The sequence below is a fragment of the Rhodopirellula halodulae genome (assembly GCF_020966775.1).
In the GTDB taxonomy this organism is placed as follows: Bacteria; Planctomycetota; Planctomycetia; order Pirellulales; family Pirellulaceae; genus Rhodopirellula; species Rhodopirellula halodulae.
Genome location: NZ_JAJKFV010000029.1, coordinates 2,007,255 through 2,027,829, shown reverse-complemented (window position 1 = coordinate 2,027,829; position 20,575 = coordinate 2,007,255). Strand labels below are relative to the sequence as shown.

Genomic DNA, 20,575 nt, shown 5'->3' with positions numbered 1-20,575 from the left:
CTCAACCGAGGCATAAATCGATTCTGAGGGACCAGCAAATCGGACTTGCTGCCGGATTCCCGCCGTTACCGAATTATGTGGCCCCGACGGCCATTTGGGGCTTCAAAACGAAGTATCCTGGAAAACCCACGCCGTTCACCATGCGATTCGAAGGCGGTTCGGCCCTTGCCCGACGCCCCGATTACTCCGAGACCAGGTAGTTCTTGTAATGCGATTTCGATCGTCTGAAGTTTCTCGCTCTGCAACCTCCCAACGTGCCAACACCATTTCTGCCAACTCAATTCCTATCAAGAAGACCTGCAACCGATTGATTGGTTCGCAATTCGGATTTCGGGTGGGTCATCACGTTGCGTTGTTGTTGCTGGCATTGGGATTCAGCTTCACACTTGCGAGACAGGTGGATGCTCAGCCGCTTCCCAACCCAAAACACAGTGATGCCACCGATCGTTTCCATCCTTTGGAACCGTGGTTGCCAACCCCCAACGTCTATCGAACGGCATCCGGTGCACCGGGACCTCAGTATTGGCAGCAACGTGCGGACTACAAGATTGACATCGCACTGAACGACGAGAACCAATCACTACGAGGCACTTGCCAAATCACCTACCACAATCAATCGCCAGACACGCTGGATTATCTGTGGGTGCAATTGGATCAAAACCGCTTCAAGAACGATTCCGCGGCCATCACCAGTAAATCTGCACCTGGAATTGGAAGCAGTGCGTCGTTCTCCTTCGTCGAATCCATGTTGGCGCAAGAAGCCTTCGATGGCGGCTACAAAATTCAGTCGGTGACCGATCCCAAAGGCGACGAGATCGATCATCTGATCGTCGACACCATGATGCGAGTCGACTTGCCCAAGCCACTCGCCCCCGGTCAATCCACGCAACTGAAACTGGAATACAGCTACAACATTGTCGACGCGACGATGATCCGTGCGCGAGGCGGATACGAGTACTTCGAAGACGACGAGAACTACATTTACGAGATTGCCCAATGGTTCCCGCGAATGGCCGCCTACACGGACTACACCGGATGGCAGCACCATCAATTTTTGGGCAGTGGCGAATTCACACTTGAGTTGGGCGACTATGACGTCCGCATCGATGTTCCGGCCGACATGGTGGTCGCTTCGACGGGAACCTTGGCGAACCCAAACGATGTGTTGAAACCAGAATGGAAAGAACGACTCGCCGAGATGAAAAAGGGCGACGACCTTCAATTCATCGTCACCCCGGAAGAAGCAAAGGCGAACGAGAAATCACGTACTGAAGATCGTGCGGTTTGGAATTTCACGGCCAAAAACGTTCGCGATTTTGCTTTCGCAGCCAGCCGCAAATTCATTTGGGATGCGATGCCGGTCACGGTTGATGACCAAACGGTGTTGGCGATGTCGTACTACCCAAACGAAGCCGAGCCGTTGTGGAGCCAGTACAGCACGGAGTCCATCGCTCACACGTTGGACGTCTACGGTCGCTATTCCTTTGAATACCCCTACGAAGTCGCGATCAGCGTCAACGGACCGGTGTACGGGATGGAGTACCCCATGATTTGCTTCAACGGGCCTCGTCCGGAAGACGATGGCACGTACAGCAAAGCCACCAAATACGGTTTGATCAGCGTGATCATCCACGAAGTTGGCCACAACTTCTTTCCAATGATCGTCAATAGTGACGAACGTCAGTGGACATGGATGGACGAGGGCCTCAACACGTTCCTGCAATACCTGACGGAACAAGAATGGGAAGACGATTACCCTTCACGACGCGGACCGCCGGAAAAAATTGTCCCGTACATGCGAGGCAACAACCAACGTCCAATCATGACCAGCAGCGACGAAATCCTTCAATTCGGATCCAATGCCTATGGAAAACCGGCCACCGCATTGAACATTCTTCGCGAGACCGTGCTGGGACGCGAACGGTTTGACTACGCATTCTCGCAGTACGCCAAACGATGGAAGTTCAAACGTCCAACACCCAGCGACTTCTTCCGAACGATGGAAGACGCCTCGGGAACGGACCTGGATTGGTTTTGGCGTGGTTGGTTCTACAGCACCGACCATGTCGACATCGCCATCGATGGGGTCGAACTCTATCTGATTGACAGTGGTGATCCCGATGAGGCTGCCGAGCGAAAACGAAAAGAGAAAGACGCTCGTGACGACAACATCACGGACGAACGCAATCGAGCCTTGCCACTTCGCCGCCGCATCGATTGGCGCCCCGGTCTGAAAGACTTCTACAATTCGCCCGACTACGACGAAGAAAAAGTCGAAGAACAAGACCGCAAGAACTACCAACAGTTCTTGGACAAACTTTCGGACGAACAACGATCGCTGCTTCGCCGCACCACGCGCTTCTACGTCGTCAAATTCTCGAATCGCGGTGGCTTGGTGATGCCCATCCCGCTTCGTATTCACTACGCCGACAACACATCGGAAGACGTCCAAATTCCAGTCGAGATTTGGCGTTTCAACGGCAAAGAAGTCAAAAGGCTCTTCTTGTCCGAGAAAGAAATCGTTCGATTGGAACTCGATCCCAAACGAGAAATCGCGGACACCGATGGTGGCAACAATCACTGGCCGCCCAAGTTGCAGCCCAGTCGCTTCAAGCTTTATCAGAAGGGCAAATCGAGTAACCCCATGAGGAAGGCAGAAGAAGCTAAAAAGCGAAAAGAAGAAAAGAAAAAGAAGGAAGAGGAAGCCGCCAAGAAAGAGGGCGAAAAGGCTTCAGAGGACGCGGCTGCGGAAGACAAGGAGCCAGCGTCGGACGATCCACTGAAGAAAGCCGACAAAGAGATCGAAAAGGAATCGGCCGAGTCAAACGCAGAAGAATCGGACGAACCGAAGGACACCAAGGCGAACAAGAAGAAAGCCAAGGCGGACGCGAAAAAGAAAGCGGCTGCTGAGGATAAGGAGCCCGCATCCGAATGATCTCCGCCCTTTGTGCCTGCGGCATTTTGCTCAGTGGGGTGTTGATGCATCCCACGCGGGAAACGCTTTGTGAACTTCAGTGGAACGACGAATCGCAGTCCATCGAGATTGCGTTTCGTCTCTCGCTCGGCGACGAGGAACGTCTGTTGAAAGAAGCCAAGACCCGTCTTCAAAGGTGGGAATCCGAACCAACGGAAGGCCTCGACACCAACGTCAAACTCAAGCCGCAGCAAGTTGCTTTCGGCCGTCACATGACTTTCAGCAACGACGAGAGTTGTCCACCCGCCGAGACGCGTTCCAATGCCGCTCAATTCCGCTGGATCGGAAGACAGGAAGAGGGCATTCACGTTTGGTGGTTCTTAGAATACTCGTCCGCCAAAACGGACAAGACAAACGGCGATGGGGCGACAAGCAAACCCGTCACGAGCAAACCGCCAACCTATGTTCGCTGCGATCTATTTGCAGAAGCGGCTCGAACAACACCGCATCCCAACGGCCATCCGCCACACGACGCGTTTCAGAACACGTTCATTGTGCTTGGACACCCCGTACCGGTTTCCGCGGTGATCACACCGCGCGAACCAGTCGCAAAACTTCAGTGGCCTGAGTGAATCAAGCCGCCATCCGAGCGTTGCTGCTGACTTCCATCGGCTGTCCAACGCTGGCTTCTTCTTGGGCCAAGACTTCTTCCGCGAGCGATTGATAGTCAACGGCTCCGTTGCTATCGCCGGAGTAGTCAAAAATTGACTGGCCAAAACTGGGTGCTTCTGCCAAACGAATGTTGCGGCGGATTCGCGTGTCAAAGAACTTGGCTCCCGCGAAAAATTCGCGACCGTCCTTCGAGGCGGCAAAGAACTCGTCGATATCGGTGCTGACTTCCGCCGCCAGACGCGTGTTGGCGTCGTACATGCAAAGCACCACACCACTCAATCGCAGTTTGTTATTCATCCGGCGCGAGACGACTTCGATGGTCCGCAACAGCTTTGACAAACCGTGTAGTGCGAGGAAGTGAGGCTGCAACGGCAGGAACACTTCTTCAACGGCGACCAATGCGTTCAGCGTCAGCACGCCCAAACTTGGCGGACAATCCAAAACCAAGTAGTCAAACGCTTCTTCGTCGTCAGCCAACTTATCGCTGAGGATCATTTCTCGGCCAACTTCACCGGCCAATTCCATTTCAGCAGCGGCCAAGTCCAAATTGGACGGAACCACGAAGAGGTTCTCAGAGACTTGCTGACGTGCTTCCGCCAGCGTCGTGTCGCTGCAGAGCACTTCGTACATCGATGGAACGCTACCGTCGATTGCGGTGACGCCTAAGTGCAGCGATGCGTGAGCTTGAGGATCCAAGTCCATCACACAGACGCGTTTTCCGGACCGTGCGAGTGCGGCGGCCAAGTTGACACTGCTGGTCGTTTTGCCCACGCCACCTTTTTGGTTGATTACGGCGATCGAACGCATGATAGCAATGCTCCTGAGTTTCGAATGTTTGAGTGTCGTGCGTGTGGCTGGACGCGGTCCAGTTCAAGCAGTCCGAAGATCGTTGCGTAGTTCTTGGTACGCCAGAAGGACTTCATACAAATCTGAGTCGATCCGCACCACATCATCTGCGAAATCCATCAACCAAGTTCGATTGCACGACGCGGCGTCAATCAACAATCGAGCGACCTGTGCCAACGGCAACGCAACGGTTTTTGGCGAAGCCAATCCTGACATGCGGTCCAATTCCATTTCGCGGCGTGCTTGCTTCAGGTCGGTGGAATCCGCTTTCGATTCATGACGGGCGGTGAGGGATGTCACTGAGAATCATTCCGTTGACGAGAGTTCGGTTGTCATGGCCGCGAAAATGGGCAACCCGAGGCAGGATGTCACAATTCGGATGTAACAAGCTGGATGGGTCCAACGCCAGGGCGTCGCGTGAAAGATTTATCGACTGTGCGGACTAGGCAACTTGAGAAGAATTTGCGGGCAAAAGTTTCTCGGGCGATCTCCGCCTTCCGCCGCTCTGGGATAAGCTGAGAACCTTCGCGGCGGAAAGGTCGATTTGCTCTTTCTCGCCGGGCAATCAACGAATCCGATCCATCCCCATCGCCGGACAAGTCCCATGCCGCTTATCTCGCCCCAAGACGCTGCCAGTCTGAATGCCAACGAAACGCAAACGAAGAACTCAGATTCGAAGCTAAAGCAATCCATCATGGGATGGTGCTTCAAACCGATGCCGGTTGAAACGCTCGCCAAAGAAGCCAAACAGATTGGCTACGTCGCGCTCGAGGGCATCGGTGCAGAGCACTACCCAATGATCCAGAAAATGGGTCTGGAAATTTCCTTGGTCGGCAGCCATGGATTTCAAAAGGGCCCGGTCGACCCCGCCAACCACGACGCGGTGGAGAAGTCTCTGCGTGACGGAATCGACTTGGCGGTGAAAGTCGGCTCGCCTTCGGTCATCACATTCACCGGAATGCACACACCCGGGATCTCAGATCAAGCCGCCTTTGCGAACTGCGTGGCCTGCTGGAAACGAGTGATGCCGTATGCAGAGCAATACGGTATCCAGTTGGTCCTGGAACATCTCAACAGCGTGGATGATTCACACCCAATGAAGGGACACCCCGGATACTGGGGCGACGACATCCATCGATGCGTGGATTTGATTCGTGCGGTGGATTCGCCCTCCATGAAACTGCTTTTTGATGTTTACCACGTGCAAATTATGCACGGAGACGTCATCCGGCATCTACGCCGTTATCACGAGACTGTGGGGCATTATCACACCGCGGGGAATCCAGGGCGCGGAGAGCTGGATTTTAACCAAGAAATCAACTATCCACCTATCATCCGAGCGATCCGAGAGACCGGTTATACTGGCTACGTTGCTCAGGAATTTATCCCCACCCGCCCTGATCCAATTGACTCCCTACGTCAGGCCTTCACGCTTTGTGACGTTTGAACCTTGGATTCCCACCTTCGATTTTCGATGAACTGAACGGCTCGGTCATTTCACCGATCCCAAAGCGACGCCGCGGTGTCAGGTTTGTTGATTCGTTGGCTTCCGTCCTCGGTGCAGCGTCTGCTTTATGTCCGATTCCAATCCTCCTAGCGAACAACCGATCGATTTTCCGGTGGGCGACGCCACGCCGGATGAATCGGTCCCGCCGTCGGATCGCGAACCGGCTGCTGGCGATGCGTTGACTCGGCCGGGATTGCCAACGGCGGAGTCCGACGGATTGGAGGGCGAAGACAGCGGTGGCGAATCGATCTTCGATCAGATCATCCAGTGCCATCCCAATCCGCAACTCGCCAACGACCTGTTGGATGAACTGCAATTCGCGATGCTGGGTTTGCGAACCTTCGAGAGCCGATTGCATATCATCCGCAACGCGACCAAACGCAGTGCGGGGGCCTTGGCGTCCGTTCAAGTCAGCAAACCATCGACGGTCAACGAATGCCACTTGGCGAGAGTCATCACGTCGGCCTACCGCGTGATGGATCCGCGTTACCGCATCGACCGACATCAACAGGTTCAACTGGGACGCATCCTGCCGTTCGAACTGGAGTTTGTCGCCCACACCGAGTTCTCTCAATTGACGGAGTTCGCGGCGACGCCCTCAACCCAAACGAGCCGCAGCAAACCTAACAACGAATTGGTGCCAGGGCCGCCGCCAACCGCTCCGGACGACAGCAACACCAAATCCGACCAAGCCAAATCGGTCGAGCGTTTGGTCGATGCGGCCGTCGACGCGAGTGTCGCTCCGCCGCCTTCCGACAAGACAGACACCAACTGGATCCAACCGGCTCATGAACGTTCGTTGATGGAGGACCTTCCTCCACGCAACGAGAACGAGCTGGTCCTGGAAGAGATGCGATTGAACCGCGGCCGAGTCCGCCGATGGATGATGGAGGTTCGAACGCTCATCGGTCTTTCGGTTCTCTGTTTGGCGGCCACCTTTTACCTTGCCTATTGGTTGGGCGGTCGTCAGGCCGCACCACCAGTGGCGACCGCAGAAGAGGCGAGCCAAGAACAAGAGCCAAACGTTCCTACGAAGCCGCCAACGGGAGACGCAGTCGAGCTCAAAACACCCAGCGGCATCGAAACGTCGAGTTCGTCGAAAGCCAGCCCAACCGAAGCGAGTGATGAGCCTCCGGTTTCTCTATCGCCGCCGGTCGACCAACTCGCTTTGGAAAACTTGACTGACGATGCTTCCAATGCAGCGCAAAGTGACATCAGCCAGCCCGATTTGAACCCAATGGAAAACACGTTGGATGAGGCTCATGCAATGCAGCCAAATTCGCGTGAATTGAACGCCGATTTGGTCGAGCCCGACACCGACATGTCACCTCCTGAGGTAGCCGGCCCCGCCGTCGTGGAAATGGTCGAAAACGCTGCTGACGACAACGCTGCAGAAGACGTCGAAGACAAACTCGCCGAGACAATGCCGGTCTCATCCGCGAACGCAAACGACTCCGTTGACAGTCCTCCTCAAAATCCCGCTCCTGCGATTGGCAAAAAACCATTCACCATCGTCGAGATCGAAGAAGCCACGCAACAACTTTGGAACGAAACCGATCGAGTCACTCGCCGTTTCCAACGCGGCGAATCCGAGGGTTTAATCGATCAGTGGGAATTGATCTCGGAATTGGCGGGCCCCGGTTCGCTCGAGCACTTGGCGGCGATGAACCTGTGTCTGCGTGCAAGTTGGTTGACGGAACCGCTGGACCAGATTCATGCGAGAGCCGAATCACTCGCGGATCAAACCGCTGTCGCCATCGGCAATCCGCCGTCGAACGAATCTGCGTCAACATCGACTGAGTCCCCCGCTTGGTCGGACCCAACGCTCCGTAAGATGGTCGAAAGCTGGAGCGATTGCCGGGCAACCGTTTCTTCCTCCGAGAACCTCAACCACTTGTTGATGCGAGCCAATGAGTTGCTCGACGAGTTGATTCTCGACAATCGAAACCAATGGTGTTCCACACTGGGGTTGTTGGCAGAGAAACTGTCCCCGTTCACCACGGACGAAGCTTCACAAACGGAGTTGGAGGACCTGCTCTCTTCGATCAAAACCTTGCCGGACGAAGACGAACTGCAACGAATGAAACAATCCGCGGCGTCCGCAGGTGTCTACGGTCGCACGCTTTGTTTGCAACTTCGCCGTTGGGAAGAGGGACTGCCGCTGATGTGCGAAGCTTCGGATTCCCGTTTGGCATCACTCGCTCGAGCGGAGATGCAGTGGCGTGACGACGTCGGTGCGGAGCGTGACCAGCCCACCCGCGATCGAGGCGAGCTTGGTATCCGCTGGTCCAAAATTGCCCCTCGCTACAACGGTCGCGACGCGGCGGCGATCCGACTGCACGCATTTGAATTACTGCGTGGTGTAGAAGATTTCGCCGCTGAACGCAAAGCAATTTTGGACCTGCTTCCACAGTACATGCAACTGGACCTCGCCGAAGCCGAGGCGACGCAAAGCCTGTCGGCACCGCTGAGATTGTCGCGATTGCGATAGCCAAGACGACCGCATCGACGACGAAAGACGAAGAAGAACATGTCCGACGGCATCGAATCCATTTTGCCTCCCGCCGTCGCGATCATCTTGGCTCTGGCGACGCGACGCGTGTTGATTCCACTGTTGCTGGGGATCGTTGTTGGCACCGCCTTGTTGGCCAATCGGAATGCGGACGGTGTGTCCGATGTTTTGCTTGGAACACTCACCGGAGCCTATCAAACAATCGATCAATCCGTTCGCGACTGGGATCACCTGCATGTGCTGGCGTTCACGATGCTTCTGGGTGCCATGGTGGGCGTGTTGGAATCCGCGGGAAGCATGGCACGCATGATCTCCGGTTGGACACGAAGAGTGGCCAGCCGCATCGGTGGGCAAACGCTGATCGGCTTCACAGGATTGCTGATTTTCTTCGACGACTACGCGAATACCTTGTTGGTGGGCGGCACCATGCGAACCACAGCGGACCGCTATGGTATTTCGCGTGCAAAGCTTGCGTACTTGGTCGATTCCACGGCGGCTCCTGTCGCGGGGCTCACCCTGGTCAGCACTTGGGTCGCAACGGAACTGAGCTATCTGCAACAGGGACTTGCTGATGCAGGTCTGGACGCCTCGTCCCAAACGTTTTCGGTGTTTCTGCAGAGCCTGCCGTATCGGTTCTACCCGTTGCTCGCTCTATGGTTCGTGTTTCTGGTGGCGACCTCCGGCCGGGACTTCGGTCCCATGTGGAACGAAGAACATGCGGCGTTGAAGTCCACCAAGAAACACAGCCTCGACCTTTCCACTGGACGCTGGTCCGATACCTTCGCCGCCGTGGTTCCAGTACTGGTTTGTCTGGCAGCGATTCTTGGAGTCCTGGTTTGGACGGGCACCCCGCAAACGATCGATCCCGACATGTCGTTTGGACAACTGATTGGCGACATCGTCGGTTCAGGCAATTCGTACTTGGCATTGGTTGCCGGTGGTGCCGCGGGTCTCTTCGTTGCGGGTGTTTTAGCTGTCTTGCTCAGTGGAGTTTCTTGGGAATTGGTGGTGATGGGATCCGCCAAGGGCATGTGGCAAATGATGCCGGCGATGGCCGTGCTGTGGCTGGCCTGGGGACTCTCGTCTCTGACGGGTTCGGATCAACTCAACACGGGAGGTTACCTGGCTTCTGTTCTGAACGATGGTCTGCCGATCGAACTGTTGCCCACCAGCGTTTTCCTTCTGGCAGCATTCATCGCTTTTGCGACGGGGACCAGTTGGGGCACCATGGCGATCCTGACGCCGATCGCGGTGGCTCTCTCGATCAAGCTTCAACAAGCTCCCTCGGCCACATTGGCCTCACTGTCAGCCGACTCCATCGCGGCGGGGATCATTCCGGCGATCGGGCTGGAATCGCTTCACGTCAACAATGCCCAGTCGTTGGCGACATCACCGATTTGTCTGGCGACTTTCAGTAGTGTTTTGGCGGGTGCGATCTTCGGCGACCACTGCTCTCCGCTTTCGGACACCACCGTGCTGTCCAGCCGTGCGTGCGGCTGTGATCACGTGCTGCATGTTCGGACGCAAATGCCCTACGCGATGATTGTTGGGATTGCCTGCATTGTGTTTGGGACACTGCCGGCATCATGGGGCATCTCGCCCTGGGTCAGCCTGTTTGCTGCCGGGTTCCTTCTTTGGGTGGCGTTGCGGTTCCTTGGAAGACGTCCCGACGGCAACTCGGACTGACAGTGAGTTCGATCGTGATGGATCGCATTGGACGTTGCGGGTTCTGACGATCTTGCGTGGTGATTCGTCGTTGCAATCGTCACATTCGATTGCCTGATCGAGCCGATGGATCCATTTGCCGATGATGAACGAAGAGTCTCCGCCACTGCTCGGCTTCTTCGTCCGCCAATCCCACGACCTAGAAACCTCGCTGGAGTCTTTTGTATTGGGTGGCCGTGTTCTGCCACCGTTTGTTCGCTGCTGGTTGCGTCCTGCGTAGTTGGTGATATCCGAATTGAACCATTCATCCACCATGAACATGCCAGACGATCGAGGACTGACCAAGGCAGCGATTTTGCTGATGAGTCTTCCCACGAAAGTAGCTGCCAAGGTTCTTGGTCAATTGCCACCAAGGCTGATCGAAACCATCAGTATCAAAATCGCTCAAATCGACTCGGTCGGTGGCGATGAACAAGAAGTCGTCATTGCTGAGTTCCTCACCAGCAAAGCCAGCTCGATCTACGCCAGTCCCGGTGGTTTGGAGCGGGCCAAGGAGCTGATCAAGGAGGCCCTGGGCCGCGACGCGACTGAGTTAATCGGCAATTTGCAGCAAACCATCGAAGCCATGCCGTTTGGCTTCGTCAAGAAAGTCGACACACAGACACTGCTGCAATTCATTGGTGACGAACACCCGCAAACCATCGCTCTGCTCCTGTCGCACGTCCCCTCGTCCTACGCAGCCGAGGTTTTGGCTGGCCTGGAGAGCGGCAAACAACTCGAAGTGATTCGACGCATCGCCTCCATTGGCCGCACCAGTCCCACTGCGGTGGCAGAACTCGAACGCGGGTTGGAGCTACGGCTCAGCAACATGGTCAACCAGCAACACAGCAACGCCGGCGGCGTGGAAAGCGTGGCCGAGATCCTCAACGTGGTCGAACGTGCCATCGAACGCACGATCATGGAATCACTGGGTCGCGAAGATCCGGAGCTCTCCGAGGACATTCGCCGCCTGATGTTCGTTTTCGAAGACATTTCGAAACTGGGCGACCGCGATATCCAGGCTTTGCTGAAAAACGTGGAGACTTCTCAGTGGGCGATGGCGCTCAAAGGCGCCAGCGAGGCATTGCAGCAGAAAGTGCTGCGAAACATGAGTTCTCGCGCCGCGGAAAACCTGCAAGAAGAAATGGGATACCTCGGCAGCGTGCGAATCAGCGAAGTCGAGGGTGTTCAGCAAAAGATCGTGGACATTGTCCGCCATCTCGAAGACACGGGCGAAATTTCGCGGCCATCCGGCGAAGCGGAAGAAGAGTACGTCACCTAGTCGTTCCGCAAAAACGGGGCGATTGTTCGCGGCCAAGCGAGTCATCCTTCATTGGATCCTCACACAACTTGACCGCATTTTCGCGTCCGACGACAGCTTTCGGATTCTTTGTTTCAGAAAATCCGTTTCACCAGCCCAAAACGGTTGGAGCATCTGACCGGTACCGTCCGATACTCCTTGTACCATGGATTGGGAGGGTGGAACGATCGGTGCCATCGTTCCAGCAATGATAGGGCCATGGTGAGGCAGGGAGGGCTTCACCATGGCCCTTCCCTTTCCTCCACCATGTTTCACGCCAACCGTTTCACAGTCGGCGGATCAATGATCCCATTCAAAGACGACGGATCTTGATGTCTCGGTAAGACACCTCGTCGTTGTGATCTTGCAGGCAAATGTGGCCATTGGTGGCTTCGCCGAATCCTTCCCACTTGCCGAATTTGGACTTCGCAACGCGTTCGTTCCAGTCATCGCTGCCTTTGACGAACTCGCTGTACAAGACGCCGTTGACTTCAATCTGGCATTTGTCGGGCGTGACCATCAAACGCAGATGGTTCCATTCGCCAGCGGGCTTGGTCGAATCCGTCTCCGATGGATACAGCTGATACAACCATCCACATTTCTGCGGATCGTGGCCGCCTTTGTGGTCTTGGATCTGGATCTCAGGACCGGTGTAGTAAGGCGGCTTCTTCGTTTCCAAAACGTGAAACATGACGCCACTGTTGGCCGCGGGCGTGACCTTGAAATCCAGCTCGAGTTCAAACGCGTCGAACTTCTCTTTAGTGATGATGTTTTCACCACGAGCTTTCTCGCCCTGATCCTTGCGAGAAATGCAGGTCAGCACGTCGCCTTCGACCTTCCAACCGGTGGTCACCGATTCTCGGTTGTATTCTCGCCATGCGTCGAGATTGCTGCCGTCAAACAAAGTGATCCATTCTGACTTTGCCGCATCCTCCGCGGGAGCCTCTGAAACGACGGGACCGAAATTGGCTGCGGACAAAAAGGCTAACGCGTACAACAACTTTTTCATAAAACACTTCTGGAGGGAAAGGAGGTGGGAGCCCGAAACGGCGCAAGAACAGGTGCTGCCGACGGAGTGATTCGCCAGGGATTTTAGTCGGTCAAGCGTACCTTGGGGCAAGCAAATCCATCGGAACGAACATCCAGACGTTCGCATCGTTGTCGCTCCCTCGAGGCGGAAGCGATTCACGTCGCATTCTTGCTGCGAAACCATTTCAACCCGTCAGACTCCGCTTCAAGCTCATCTAGCTCTTCCGCCCCGCTCGCTGACTCCGGCTCGCCTTCATCGGATTCTGTATCACCGCTTGTTTCGGCAATTGGAATCAACTTGGCCGTGAGTGCCTGATGGCCGCCACCTTCGAAATACTCGATTCGGATAGGATGCAATCCCGCTTCCGCTCTCAGCAACCGGCTGACGGTCATCGGCGGATGGTTGCCATCGTGATCCAGAAACAAATTGTCGTGAAGGAAGACCCGGCTGCCATCGTCCGAGGTGATCTGAAACCGATACAAACCGTCTTCCGGAACTTGGATGAATGCATCAAGGACCAACGCAAAATCATCCTCTCGGTCGGCCTGGATCTCGCGAAGATTCAAAGTTGCCACTTCGCCGGAACGAGCTACTTCCATCGTTTCAAACGACGGCAGTTTTTTGAACTCACCATGGTAAAGCCGAAACGCAATGCCCTCCACAATCTCATCCGATTGCACCGCTTTCATCGGACGAACGGATTCTGTCGCGATGGCGAGCGGCAAAGATGCTCCGCGTCGGATGGCGACCACCTCCAACGACTCTGATTCGCGAAACGCATGATCCAAAGCGAGCGACCAATCCGCGGCGTGATTGACCGGCAATCCATTGACGGACGCGATGGTGTCACCAGGTTGCAGCCCCGCTCGTTCCGCCGGTGAGTCCCGTTCCACCGTGCTGACAAGCGCGACGTCCGCAAGCGGATTGAGCTTCGCCCCCACCCACTGATTGTGCCGAAGTTCCGGCTCCACAACCCTTCGAAACAAACGGCGGACTCGGTCAATCGGAATCGCGAAACTGGCGTTTTGTTCCTCTGGATTGACTCGCGAAACGATCCCGATGATCTTGCCTTCCATGTTGACCAATGGTCCGCCTGAGTTGCCACGATTGCTGGCGGCATCAAAGCGAATGAAGTCATCGCGAGCTTCCAAGTTGTACTGAGTACCGATCAACGCATTGGGCATGTCCAAATAAGTCTTTTTGGAACTGATGATCCCCGAGGTGATGGTCATGCCACGGCCACCAGGATTACCGGCGACAACAACGGCCTCCCCGTTATGGACGTCGTTGCTTTGACCGAGCGGGACAGTCGGCAATCGCCCTTTCACATGCAGCAACCGCACGATGGCGATGTCTTTCTCCGGCATTCGGCCCACGACTTCAAAGCGAGTGGCTTTCTTACCGAGCACGGCATAGCCTTCGTCTTTGGAAAGCACGTGGTCGTTGGTCAGAACATATCCCGCTGGATGGATGATCGTTCCGCTTCCGGTTTGGAACCCGCCGGTGAATTCATCTCGAAGAAACAGCCCCACGACCGCGGGCTCCACCTTCGCGATCACCTCCACCAACGGCGACCAGCGAGGCGACTGCGGGTCCAATGATGGATGTCGCTGGGCCTGGGTCGTCTCTGACATCCAAAGCACCAACCCCAGCAAACCGACGGTTGTCCAAACTTGCCTCATCACTCGTCATTCTCTTCTTAGCAGCAATTGAAGACGCATCCGCTGCGTCCGACCACGCCATAGTCTAGCGAAGAGATTGAGCCCCCGAGTCGACGAGCGATTCCTCGCTTGCGCAAAAAAAATGCGATTGACTGAAACAGCCAACCGCATCGCTTTGTTCACCACTCGGCAGAACACCGAAATTTCAACTTCAAACAGCCGCCATGGCGGTGCCCATGGTTTGGCCCGGCGCGGGGAGGTTGCTGGAACCTTCCAAGAAGATGTCGATCGCACGAGCCGCGCCACGACCTTCGTTGATCGCCCAAACGACCAAACTTTGTCCGCGACGGCAGTCACCTGCGGCGAAGACTCCGTCGACGTTCGTCGCGTACTTGCCATGCTCTGCTTGGAAATTACTGCGAGCGTCGGTTTCTAACTCAATCGCTTCCGCGATGGTTTGCTCTGGCCCCAGGAAACCCATGGCCAAAAGGATCAATTGAGCCGGCCAAACTTTCTCGCTGCCCTCGACTTCGGCCATTTGCCATCCGCCTTCATCGTTCTTGGTCCATTCGACTTGGACTGTTTTGATGCCGGAAAGCTTGCCCTCGTCGTCCTTCAGGAACTCTTTGCTGAGGATCTGATATTCGCGAGGGTCTTTGCCGTATTTGGCTTCGGCTTCTTCGTGTCCATAGTCGACACGGAAGATGCGAGGCCATTCTGGCCAAGGGTTGTCGTCGGCTCGTTCAGCCGGTGGCTTGGGCAACAACTCGAAGTTGACCATGCTTCGGCATCCGTGACGAAGGCTCGTGCCGATGCAGTCCGTTCCGGTATCTCCACCGCCGATGACAATCACATCTTTGCCTTCGGCACTGATGAAGTCGCTACCGAGGCTGTCGCCGTGCACGCGTTGCTGGGTATTGGTGGTCAAGAAGTCCATCGCGAAGTGAACGCCTTTGGCCTCGCGGCCTGGGATTGGCAAATCGCGAGGTTTGGTCGCACCGCATGCCAACAACACCGCGTCATACTGTTCTTGCAGGTCCTTTGGCGAGATGTCTTTGCCGACGTTCACGCCGGTTTTGAACGTCACGCCTTCTTCAGTCATCTTGTCGATTCGACGTTGGACAGCCTTCTTCGACAATTTCATGTTCGGAATGCCGTATTGAAGCAGACCGCCGATTCGATCGGCTCGCTCGTACACGGTGACCAAATGCCCCGCCTTGTTCAATTGGTCCGCTGCGGTCAGCCCTGCAGGTCCGCTACCGACAATAGCAACCTTTTTGCCGGTGCGTTGTTGAGGCGGCTCGGCGGTGATCCAACCTTCTTCCCAAGCACGATCGACAATTGCGTTCTCGATATTTTTGATCGTCACGGGCGGGTTGGTGATTCCCAACACGCACGAGCCTTCACACGGCGCGGGACACACGCGACCGGTGAACTCGGGGAAGTTGTTGGTCTTGTGCAACCGCTCGATGGCTTCTTTCCAGCGGTTGTTGTAGACCAAGTCATTCCACTCGGGGATCAGGTTGTCGATGGGACACCCGGTCGCCGATTGACAGAAGGGAACGCCACAATCCATGCAACGAGCACCTTGTCGCTGCAAGTGCTCCGTCTTGGGCTCGGTATAAATCTCGTCATAGTCGTTGATACGAATAACCGGCAGTCGCCAAGCAACTTTTTCGCGATCGAATTCTTTGAATCCAGTGGGCTTGCCCATGGGATGGTCCTTATTGAATTGGGGAGATGTTCGGTGTGGTGTTGGTCGGCGAACGAGGTTCGCCAGCCAATGACGGCGAGGAAATCACTCCTCGCCGCTTCGCTTGCCGTTATCCGCCTGAAACGGCGAATCTCATGACTCAGCTCAAACGCTGACGGCTTTCTTTTCCGCCGCCATTTCTTGCAACACGCGTTTGTAGTCGGTCGGCATGACCTTCACGCACTGAGAAACGAATGTGTCAAAGTCGGCCAACGCTTCGGCCGCCAAAGCACTCTTGGTGTACTCGTGATGACGTTGGATCATTTCTTTGACCTCCGCCAATTCTTCCGCGTCCTCGATCTTCTCAAGTTCCACGGTCGCCAAGTTGCAGTTGATGTTGAAATCGCCTTTGCGATCCCAAATGTAGGCGATCCCACCCGACATACCGGCTGCGAAGTTGCGTCCGGTTTCGCCGAGGCAAACCACACGACCACCGGTCATGTATTCACATCCGTGGTCGCCAACACCTTCAACGACGGTACGTGCACCCGAGTTGCGAACGCAGAAACGCTCGGCAGCTCGACCGCTGAAATACGCTTCGCCGCCGGTGGCACCATACAAGCACACGTTGCCAACGATGATTTCGTTCGCCGCTTTAAACGTGCTTTCGCGAGGCGGATAAACGACGATGCGACCGCCCGACAAGCCTTTGCCAACATAGTCGTTGGCGTCACCTTCCAACTCGATCGTCACACCATGAGCTAGGAACGCACCGAGACTTTGTCCCGCGGACCCTGTCAGATCAATGTGCACGGTGTCGTCGGGCAAACCGGCTTGACCGTGACGCTTGGCGATCTCATGAGACAAGATCGTTCCAACCGTTCGGTTGATGTTGATGATCGGCGATGAAATGCGAACGGACTCGCCATTTTCGATCGCGGGCATCGCTTCCGAAACCAGCTTGGTCATGTCCAACGACTTTTCCAAACCGTGGTCCTGACCGCGTGTGCAGATGACCTCGACCTTGTCGTGAGGACGTTCGGCAGGCTTCAACACCGATGTCAAATCCAACCCGTCGCTCTTCCAATGCTTGATCGCAGCATCCGTGTGCAGGACGTCGCTTCGCCCGACCATCTCGTCGATCGTGCGGAAGCCCAGACGCGCCATGATGCGGCGAGCCTCTTCGGCCACCATGAACAGGTAATTCACAACGTGTTCGGGCTTGCCGGCGAACTTTTTGCGAAGCTCGGGATCCTGCGTCGCGATTCCGACGGGGCAAGTGTTCAAGTGACACTTCCGCATCATGATGCAGCCCAGCGTGATCAAAGGAGCGGTTGAGAAACCGAACTCCTCAGCTCCCAACAACGCGGCGATCACCACGTCACGTCCGGTCTTCAAACCACCGTCGGTTTGCAACACGACGCGGCTACGCAGGTCGTTGAGCACCAACACCTGATGCGTTTCAGCGATCCCCAATTCCCATGGCAAACCAGCGTGTTTGATGCTGGTCAGCGGAGACGCTCCCGTCCCACCCGTGTCGCCGGAAATCAGAATGTGATCGGCGTGAGCTTTCGCCACACCCGATGCAATCACCCCGACACCGACTTCGCTGACCAACTTCACGCTAACACGAGCCGATGGGTTGCTGTTCTTCAAATCGTGGATCAGCTGAGCCAAATCCTCGATCGAATAAATGTCGTGGTGAGGCGGCGGGCTGATCAAGCCCACACCTGGTGTGCTGTAGCGAATGCTTGCGATGTAGCGGTCGACCTTCTTACCGGGCAACTCACCGCCTTCTCCAGGTTTGGCTCCTTGCGAAACCTTGATCTGAAGTTCGTCGGCGTTGCTGAGGTATTCAATCGTGACACCAAATCGTCCGGACGCGATTTGCTTGATCGCAGAACGCTTCGAGTCACCGTTGGGAAGCGGTTGGAATCGCTTGGGATCCTCGCCGCCTTCACCGGTGTTGCTCTTGCCGCCCAGACGGTTCATTGCAACGGCGAGCGTCTCGTGAGACTCCGCACTGATGCTGCCCAAACTCATTGCTCCGGTGCAGAACCGGCTGACAATTTCTTTGGCGGATTGCACTTCATCCAGAGGAATCGCAGGTCCGGCAACGTCTTCCTTGAAGTCCAGCAAACCACGCAGCGTGCAACGAGTCCGGTTGTCCTCGTTAATCTCGTGCGAGAACTTCCAGTACGCGTCTTCGTTGTTGGTCCGAGCAGCGATTTGCAGCGTGCTGATTGCCTGTGGGCTCCAAGCATGTTTTTCGCCTTCGGCTCGCCAGTGGAACTCGCCCATGTTGGGCAATTGCGTCAGTCGGTCGGATTCCTTTTCGGGGAAACCGAGGTTGTGACGACGCAGGGTTTCTTCCGCGATGACGTCAAACGTCACGCCTTGAATGCGGCTCGCCGTGCCAACGAAGCACCGGTCGATGACTTCGTCTTTCAATCCCAAAGCCTCGAAGATCTGTGCACCCTTGTAGCTTTGCAGCGTGCTGATCCCCATCTTGGCCATGACTTTCAGCATGCCCTTAGCGACACCCTTGCGATAAGCGGCAACGATCTTGTCGTCGTCCAACGTCGGGTCCATCAACCCATCGCGGTGGGCTTGCCACAAGGCCTCAAACGCCAGGTAAGGGTTGATCGCGTCCGCACCGTAACCAATCAACAAACAGTGATGGTGCACTTCGCGAGCTTCACCGGTTTCAACAGCGATCCCCACGCGAGTCCGCTTGGCTTTGGTGACCAAGTGGTGGTGCACGGCCCCAGTCGCCAACAGCATGCTGATCGGCACGCGGTCGTAGGCAACGTTGCGGTCGCTCAGGACGATGATTTGCAAACCTTCGTCAACAGCGGCTTCAGCTTCTTCGCAGATCCGAGCCAACGTCTTTTGCAAGCCGGCCTTTCCTTCACTGCGATCAAACGTGATATCAATCACGCGGCTATGCCAACGTTCGTGATCGATGTGCTTCAGCGCGGCCACCTCTTCATTGGTCAAGATCGGGTGATCCACCAGCAAACGGTGGCAGTGCTCCGGCGTCGCCGACAGCAAGTTTTGCTCAGGACCGATGTAGCACTCCAGCGACATAATGACTTCTTCGCGAATCGAGTCGATCGCGGGGTTGGTCACCTGAGCAAACAGTTGCTTAAAGTAGTCGTAGATCATCCGCGGCTTGTCGGACAAACAAGCGAGCGCGGAGTCATTGCCCATCGAGCCGACCGGGTCACGCAATTGCTCGACCAACGGACGCAACATGAAGTTCATCGTCTCGGCCGTGTAACCGAACGCTTGCATTCGTGGCAGCAAGGTTTCGCCATCGAACCCGTGGCCTTCGGCTTCCGGATGCAAGTCAGCCAGACGAATGCGTTGTTGCTTCAACCATTTTCCATAAGGCATCTTGCGAGCGAATTCGCTCTTGAGCTCTTCGTCCGGAATTAAACGGCCGGCTTCAAAGTCGATCAAGAACATCTTGCCAGGTTGCAAGCGTCCCTTTTCACGCACGATGGATGGGTCGACCGGCAACACGCCAACTTCGCTGGCCATGATGACGCGATCGTCGTGAGTGATGTAGTAACGGCTGGGACGCAGACCGTTTCGGTCCAACGTCGCACCGATGTACTTTCCGTCGGTGAAAGCGATCGAAGCGGGACCGTCCCACGGTTCCATCATGCAGCTGAAATACTCATAGAAAGCACGTTTCTCTTCCGGCATGGTTTCGTGCTTCTGCCAAGCTTCCGGCACCATCATCATGATGGCTTCCTGAAGCGTCCGGCCGTTCATCAACAGAAATTCCAGCACGTTATCGAAGGTTCCCGAGTCACTCAAATGAGGCTCGATAACGGGGAACAACTTCTTCAGCTCATCGCCGTAGATTTCGCTGGCAGCGGTGCCTTCTCGAGCACGCATCCAGTTGCGGTTTCCACGCAGCGTGTTGATCTCACCGTTGTGGCTCATGAAACGAAGCGGCTGTGCACGGTCCCAACTAGGGAACGTGTTCGTCGAGAAACGACTGTGCACCATCGCCAAATGCGTTTCAAAATCTTCGTCGCGAAGATCGGGGAAATACGGCATCACCTGGGCCGGCGTCAGCATCCCTTTGTAGATGATGACTTTGGTCGACAGCGAGCAAACGTAGAACATCAACGCTTGCTGGATCTTCGTTCCGCCGCGCAGCTCGTGACTGGCTTGCTTGCGGATCAAATACAACTGGCGTTCAAATTCTTCGTTGCTCAAACCATCTGCTGCGCCGACGAACAACTGCTCGATCACAGGTTCGCTTTGACGAGCGGTCGGACCAACGTCGGCCGCGTCGGTTTCCTGCGGCACGTCACGCCAACCGATCAGCTTTTGACCGGTTTCTTCGATCAACCGAGCGATGGAGTCTTTGCAGATCTGACGTTCGGCATCGTCCGTTGGCAAGAAGATCAAACCGGCGGCGAACTTGCCAGGCTCGGGCAATTCAACGCCCAAGTCAGCTTTGGCAACTTTGGCCAAAAACTTGTGGGGCAATCCGCACATGATGCCCGAACCGTCACCGGTGTTGGGTTCACAACCACACGCACCGCGGTGATCCATGTTTTGCAAAATCGTATCGGCATCGATCACGATTTGATGGCTGGGTGCACCTTTAATATGAGCGACAAATCCAACGCCACACGCATCCTTTTCGTGCTCAGGGTCATACAGTCCTTGGGCCGGCGGCAGATGAAACAAAGGTTGCTTGTTCATGTCAA

Annotated in this window: 12 protein-coding genes; 6 read left to right on the top strand and 6 right to left on the bottom strand. The window is 55.7% G+C overall.

Annotation, left to right across the window (positions count from 1 at the left end; all coding sequences use genetic code 11):
* The first annotated feature begins 352 nt into the window (after positions 1-352).
* Positions 353-2,935, top strand: coding sequence for a M1 family metallopeptidase (locus tag LOC70_RS20325; protein ID WP_230256217.1), 2,583 nt, complete (start codon positions 353-355; stop codon positions 2,933-2,935).
* Positions 2,932-3,546, top strand: coding sequence for a DUF6702 family protein (locus tag LOC70_RS20320; RefSeq protein ID WP_230255800.1), 615 nt, complete (start codon positions 2,932-2,934; stop codon positions 3,544-3,546). The genes LOC70_RS20325 and LOC70_RS20320 overlap by 4 nt, the downstream gene beginning before the upstream one ends.
* 1 nt (position 3,547) lies before the next feature.
* Here the strand turns inward: LOC70_RS20320 and LOC70_RS20315 are convergent, their stop codons facing one another.
* Together LOC70_RS20315 and LOC70_RS20310 are read right to left on the bottom strand one after the other, a co-directional pair.
* A complete protein-coding gene (locus LOC70_RS20315) occupies positions 3,548-4,393 on the bottom strand; it encodes a ParA family protein (protein WP_230255799.1) in 846 nt (281 codons plus the stop codon).
* 63 nt (positions 4,394-4,456) lie between these two features.
* Positions 4,457-4,732, bottom strand: coding sequence for a hypothetical protein (locus LOC70_RS20310; protein WP_230255798.1), 276 nt, complete (start codon positions 4,730-4,732; stop codon positions 4,457-4,459).
* 304 nt (positions 4,733-5,036) lie between these two features.
* Here LOC70_RS20310 and LOC70_RS20305 point away from each other — a divergent pair, with 304 nt between their 5' ends.
* From LOC70_RS20305 to fliG, 4 genes are all read left to right on the top strand, one after another.
* Positions 5,037-5,879, top strand: a complete 843-nt coding sequence (locus LOC70_RS20305) for a TIM barrel protein (protein WP_230255797.1) — start codon at positions 5,037-5,039, stop codon at positions 5,877-5,879.
* A gap of 127 nt (positions 5,880-6,006) precedes the next feature.
* Entirely contained in the window at positions 6,007-8,430 is a 2,424-nt protein-coding gene (locus LOC70_RS20300) for a hypothetical protein (RefSeq protein WP_230255796.1), read from the top strand.
* 39 nt (positions 8,431-8,469) lie between these two features.
* The gene (locus LOC70_RS20295; protein WP_230255795.1) at positions 8,470-10,137 is read left to right on the top strand and encodes a Na+/H+ antiporter NhaC family protein; all 1,668 of its coding nucleotides are present in this window, start codon (positions 8,470-8,472) and stop codon (positions 10,135-10,137) included.
* A 292-nt stretch (positions 10,138-10,429) separates the two neighbouring features.
* Complete coding sequence (fliG, locus tag LOC70_RS20290; protein WP_230255794.1) at positions 10,430-11,437, top strand: flagellar motor switch protein FliG; 1,008 nt, start codon at positions 10,430-10,432, stop codon at positions 11,435-11,437.
* A 331-nt stretch (positions 11,438-11,768) separates the two neighbouring features.
* Here the strand turns inward: fliG and LOC70_RS20285 are convergent, their stop codons facing one another.
* From LOC70_RS20285 to gltB, 4 genes are all read right to left on the bottom strand, one after another.
* Positions 11,769-12,464: a 3-keto-disaccharide hydrolase gene (locus LOC70_RS20285; RefSeq protein WP_230255793.1), complete on the bottom strand. Its 696-nt coding sequence runs from the start codon at positions 12,462-12,464 to the stop codon at positions 11,769-11,771.
* A 176-nt stretch (positions 12,465-12,640) separates the two neighbouring features.
* Entirely contained in the window at positions 12,641-14,167 is a 1,527-nt protein-coding gene (locus LOC70_RS20280; RefSeq protein WP_230255792.1) for a trypsin-like peptidase domain-containing protein, read from the bottom strand.
* Between the two features lie 190 nt (positions 14,168-14,357).
* Positions 14,358-15,860, bottom strand: coding sequence for a glutamate synthase subunit beta (locus tag LOC70_RS20275; RefSeq protein ID WP_230255791.1), 1,503 nt, complete (start codon positions 15,858-15,860; stop codon positions 14,358-14,360).
* 144 nt (positions 15,861-16,004) lie between these two features.
* On the bottom strand, positions 16,005-20,570 hold the full coding sequence (gltB, locus tag LOC70_RS20270; RefSeq protein WP_230255790.1) for a glutamate synthase large subunit: 4,566 nt from the start codon (positions 20,568-20,570) through the stop codon (positions 16,005-16,007).
* Between the last annotated feature and the right edge of the window lie 5 nt (positions 20,571-20,575).